Annotated in this window: 3 protein-coding genes; all 3 read left to right on the top strand. The window is 46.8% G+C overall.

The features are described 5' to 3' along the window. The first annotated feature begins 37 nt into the window (after positions 1-37). Genes A1332_RS19725 through A1332_RS19715 form a run of 3 tightly spaced genes read left to right on the top strand, consistent with a single transcriptional unit; the run spans position 38 to position 5,470 of the window. Entirely contained in the window at positions 38-2,704 is a 2,667-nt protein-coding gene (locus A1332_RS19725) for a UvrD-helicase domain-containing protein (protein WP_064010137.1), read from the top strand. Positions 2,705-2,761: 57 nt separating this feature from the next. Next, entirely contained in the window at positions 2,762-3,637 is an 876-nt protein-coding gene (locus tag A1332_RS19720) for a hypothetical protein (RefSeq protein ID WP_064010136.1), read from the top strand. Between the two features lie 60 nt (positions 3,638-3,697). Next, the gene (locus tag A1332_RS19715; RefSeq protein ID WP_064010135.1) at positions 3,698-5,470 is read left to right on the top strand and encodes an ATP-dependent nuclease; all 1,773 of its coding nucleotides are present in this window, start codon (positions 3,698-3,700) and stop codon (positions 5,468-5,470) included. Positions 5,471-5,686 lie beyond the last annotated feature (216 nt).

Here is a 5,686-nt window from a genome sequence, read left to right as displayed (position 1 = left end):
GATTTGACTATTTCTCGTAGATAAAGAGCAATCGACGATGTTGCAGTTGTCTCTGAAACGCCACATCAATCAACATATCCAGCGCTTCTACCAACAGTTTGTCCCTGCCCTGGCGCAAGCGGCCCAAGAAGCCAGACTGATCTTTTGCGGCCTACGTTATATTCGCCGCGCCGTGGCCGAACGGTGGATCGGTAATCACTTGTGGTTGGCGACGGGAATCAAGCTGAAGGATTGTCTACAGCATTTGCCAGCCGAGCTTCATCAGGATTACCTGGCTATTCGCCCTCTAATGGACGACACGCACCAGGAGGTTGCGAGGCTCAATCAAGTATTTATCGATCAACAAACCCAACTGTTCAAAGACTTTTTTGATCAGGTCGAAACCAATCCGCTGACCGAAGCGCAACGAAAGGCCTGCATCATCGACGAACAGCACAATCTGGTGCTGGCCGGCGCGGGTACCGGCAAGACCAGCACCATGATCGGCCGCGCCGGTTATTTGATCAAAGCCGGTCTGGCAAACCCCGAACAGATTTTGATGCTGGCCTACGCGCGCAAAGCAGCGGAAGAAATGGACCAACGCATCCAGTCCAAGTTGGGGATTGAAAACCTGACTGTTAAAACCTTTCATAGCTTGGGCTTACGCATCATCAGCCAGGTTGAAGGTGTGGTGCCGGCCATCGACAAAATGGCGGAAGACGAGGCTCTGCGCGCTGCATTTGTCGATAGTCAAATTCAGAGTCTGCTGGAAGATGAACGCTATCGCTCGCGGCTCCTGACCTACTTCCTGCGTTTTATCTATCCCTATAAAAGCCAATTCAATTTCAAGAGTTTGGGTGCCTACAACGCATACATCCAGGAAAACGATATTCGCACCTTGCAAGGCGAGCTGGTTAAAAGCTACGAGGAATGCGAGATTGCCAATTTCTTATACCGACAAGGCATAGCCTACCAATACGAAGCCAATTACCAAGTCAACACCTCCGGCCCGGATTACCGTGTCTACCAACCGGATTTCTTTCTGCCGGCGTACGGCATTTACATCGAACACTTTGCCGTAAACGAACACAACCAAACACCGCCGTTTATCAATCAAGAAGACTACCTGGCCGGCATGGCCTGGAAACGGACATTGCACGAAAAGTATCAAACCCCGTTGATCGAAACCTACAGCTACCTGAAACAACAAGGGCGACTGACCGAAGTTCTCAGCGAAAAATTACTGGCTGCAGGCGTTCAGTTCAAACCCTTGCCGCAAAACGAGTTACTCGACCAACTGAATCAGCTGGGCCGAGTATCCGAATTCAGCAAACTGATGGCGCAAATCCTCAGCCTGTTCAAAGCCGCTTACCTCAGCATCAAACAACTGGTCGAAAAGGCGGACAAGCATGAAGACCTGGAACGTATGCGCGCCGCCGCGTATTTATTCGAGCCCATCTATCAAGCTTATCAGCAACGGTTGCGCGACAACGCCACCATCGATTTTGACGACATGATTGGCCGCGCCATCGACTACGTCGAATCCGGCCGTTTTTCTTCGCCATACCGATATTTACTGGTGGACGAGTTTCAGGATATTTCCGCCAGCCGGGCACGCTTGCTAAAAGCCTTGATGGCGCAACAACCCGAAGCCAGCTTATTTGGCGTTGGCGACGACTGGCAATCCATATACCGTTTTACCGGTAGCGATGTCGCGCTGACCAAAGACTTTCAAGCCCACTTTGGCGACACGGCGACCAGCGTGCTGGACCAAACCTTTCGCTTCAACAACAAAATCGGTGAAGTGGCGTCACGCTTCGTCACCCAAAACCCCAGCCAGATTGACAAGCAGATTCGTAGCCTGCGGCGTATCGAACAGCCTGCCGTATCCCTCATCAAAACCGCTCAGGATTTGACCGGGATACAGGCCGCACTCGACGCCATCGCCGCTAAGGCCAAGCCATCCGCCAGTGTTTTGCTGTTAGCTCGCTTCAACTTTAAACGGCCCGATGTCGCCGCCTTAAAGCGCGGCTATCCGCAGCTGTCACTGCAATTCATGACTGTGCATGCCTCCAAAGGCAAAGAAGCCGATTACGTGATCGTATTTGGCTTGGACAAGGGCGCACACGGTTTTCCGTCGGAAAAAGCCACCCACCCCTTGCTGGAATTATTGCTGCCTCAAGCCGAAGCCTTTGCTCATGCGGAAGAGCGCCGCCTGTTCTACGTGGCCCTAACGCGGGCACGGCATCATGTGTACTTAGTCAGCAACGGCCTTAACCCGTCGCCATTCGTCAGGGAATTAGTTGACGGCGCCTATGCCGTCAGCATCGACGAATTTAGCGGCCCAGGCTTTCAAGAGCAGATGGCGGATATTCCCTGTCCAGCCTGCAAAACCGGCTGGCTGGTGCCCCGAGATAGCCAGCGCAGTAGTTTTTTTGGTTGCAATCAATACCCGCTCTGCAATCACACCGAGCGGGCGTGCCAATGGTGTGGTGGTGGTTTGAAAACCCAAGGCCGCTTTCGCATTTGTGAAAATCGCCGTTGCGACTTTGCCGAACCCATTTGCCCGCGATGTGAAGGCACCATGGTACTGCGCCAAGGCCCGCACGGCCAATTCTGGGGCTGCTCGCATTACCGAAAAAACGCGGAGTTTTCTTGCTCTCACACCGAGCAATTTATCGATCTGAAGGCGGCAAGAGGCAAATCACCAGTCAACTCAGGCTAAGAGCAGCTCTTAGACAATGGTCTAAACTGTGCTCGGTCTAACTAGAGAACTACAGCGATGAGTGACGAGAAACGCCTATCCACCACCCAATTGGCCAAATTGCGCGGGATTACCCAGGAGCAGATGTTCGGACAATTGACGACGTTGGGACTAATTGAAAAACTAGATGACAAATGGCAATTGACTGACGCAGGCGCTGCCGCCGGCGGCGTCTATCTCACCGGGAAATACGGCCAATACGTGGCCTGGCCCGAGGATTTTCAATTACCAAGCGTCGCTGCCAAACCGGAAGCGGCTAAGCTGCTGACCGCCACCGTGCTGGGGCAACATTTCGAGCTCCCCGCCAACAAAATGAATTACATCCTGTCCGAATTGGGCTGGATCAAAAAAGGCTTGAAAGGCTGGTTGGCTACCGAGCAAGGTTTAGCCATGGGTGCAGAGCAAGGTGAAGACAGCCGCTCCGGCATTCCTTACGTACACTGGCCGGAGAAAATCACCCGGATTAGGGCACTGAAAGACAGCATAGACAACATCAAGGGAGTCGATAAACCTAAAACCGACACTGACAAAATGGACAGCTTCCGCCACAAATTCGAAGCCACCCACCGCACCACCGACGGCCACTTCGTCCGCTCCAAGGCGGAAATGCTGATAGACAACTGGCTGTACATGGCCGAAATCGTCCACGCCTACGAACGCAAACTGCCGATCGAAGAGGAAATGTACTGCGACTTTTACATCCCCACCGGTAAAGTTTATATCGAATTTTGGGGTTATGAAAACGACGCCAAATATCTAGCCCGCAAACAGGAAAAACTCGCTATTTACCAGAAGTATAATTTCAATTTGATTGAGTTGACGGACAAGGACGTGTTGAATCTGGATGATATTTTGCCGAGGTTGTTGTTGAAGTTTGGGGTGCAGGCGTATTGACCTATCTTCGTGAGTTTAAATATTAATAACCATCTAAATTGAAAGCAAGGATATAATCAGGTGTCAAATGTTAGAATTAGCTCAGTTAAATTTACGAATTTTAAAGCACTGAAAAATTATTCAGTAAGCTTAGATGATGCCAACATTTTAGTTGGGCCTAATAATGCCGGGAAATCTACTATTATTAGTGCATTTAGGATATTAGATGTAGCAATTAAAAAAGCTAGAAGACTGAAGCCAGAAAGGGTTGCCACTTCATCCGGTAAAATCGGGTTTGGTCATAAAATTCCGGAACAGCAGATTAGTGTTTCTCTTGAAAATGTTGCCACCGATTACAACGACGAAGATAGTCGAATTGAGTTTAAGCTTACTAACAAGAATAAACTGATTCTTTACTTTCCTAATGGAGGAGGATGTACTCTCCATTGGGAAACAGAACACGGAGTAGTAACGACTCCAACAAGTTTTAAGAGTGCTTTTCCAATTTCTGTGCAGGTTGTACCAGTGCTTGGCCCACTTGAGCATCAAGAAGCATACGTGAATGAAGATACAGTTAAAAACTCACTAAATACACATAGAGCTTGCCGGCATTTTAGAAATTACTGGTACTACTATAACGAAGGGTGGGACGAGTTTTCAAGCATGATTTCAAATACTTGGCCAGGAATGAAAATAAATAGGCCTGAGTTAGATATACCTAATAAAAAACTGAGTATGTTTGTTTCAGAGGATAGAATAGATCGGGAAATATATTGGGCTGGTTTTGGATTTCAAATATGGTGTCAACTTTTGAGTCATTTATCCCGTGCAAATGACGCAAGCTTAGTAGTGATTGATGAGCCTGAAATTTATCTACATCCAGATGTTCAACGTCAACTGCTTGGCATCTTAAGGAAGCTCAGTGCAGATGTTCTGTTAGCCACGCATTCAGTTGAAATAATGGGCGAGGCGGACCCGACCGAAATACTTCTAGTTAACAAAGAAAAAAAGTCGGCTTACCGTTTGAAAGATGTAGAAGGTATGCAGTTAGCAATAGAGTCATTAGGCTCTGCACAAAACGTTACGCTTACTCACTTAGCAAGGACAAAGAAAATAGTATTTGTCGAAGGAATGAATGACTACAAAACCATAAGAAGATTTGCAAAAAATATGGGGTTTCATGATCTGTTTTCCGGAAACGATCTGACAGCGTTTGAATCTGGTGGATTTTCTTCTTGGGAGAAAATAAAGTCGTTTGCTTGGGGCGTAAAGCATACAATTGAAGAAAATATAAAAATATTTGCAATCTACGATAGAGATTACTTTTGTAATGAAGAGATAGATAAAATAACTAAAGAGTTAAAAAATGAATTAACTAATGCGCATATTCATGAAAGGAAAGAAATGGAAAACTATTTATTAAATATTTCTGTCCTTGAAAGAGTTTTGAATCATCAGATACAAATTAGAAATAAACGATCTAGCACCAACATAATACACGTAAAAGGAATAGCAGACTATATCGACGAAATCACATCCAAGGATAAGTCATCAATTCAGGCTCAGTATATTGCACGCCGCATAGATTATTTTCGTAGTTCAGGTTATGACTCAAGCACGGTTAGTAGAGATGCAATTGATATTTTTGAGGAAATCTGGAGCAATTTGGAATTGCGGATGAAGATCGTGCCTGGCAAAAGTACACTTAAATCACTCAGAGATGAAATCCAGGCTGCATATGGCGTAAATCTTACAGATGTACAAATTGTGGATGAGTTTGATTTGACTGAAATACCAGCTGATCTTAATATATTAATTAATAATCTTGAGGCATTTAGAAAAAATAGTCCGTAGCAGGTTGATAAAAAACTCTGAAAGCCAAACAATTCAAGGCTATTCATCGTTCCCACGCTCCAGCGTCCATCACCCAACATCTATCTCCATCAACCCTGCCAAGCCTTCATGGTTGGCAGCACTGGAATAACGCCAATGCTCCGGTAAGTTTACGTAACCGCGTTTAACCGGGTTAGCGTGGATGTACTCCAGGACCGTAGATACTGTTATCCAAGT

The sequence above is a fragment of the Methylomonas methanica genome (genome assembly GCF_001644035.1).
Lineage (GTDB): Bacteria > Pseudomonadota > Gammaproteobacteria > Methylococcales > Methylomonadaceae > Methylomonas > Methylomonas methanica_A.
This window is presented reverse-complemented; position numbering and strand designations above follow the sequence as displayed.

Excerpts from the sequence above, each read along its gene's own strand:
- A1332_RS19725 (WP_064010137.1), top strand. The coding sequence starts at position 38 with ATGTTGCAGTTGTCTCTGAAACGCCACATCAATCAACATATCCAGCGC.
- A1332_RS19720 (WP_064010136.1), top strand. The coding sequence starts at position 2,762 with ATGAGTGACGAGAAACGCCTATCCACCACCCAATTGGCCAAATTGCGC.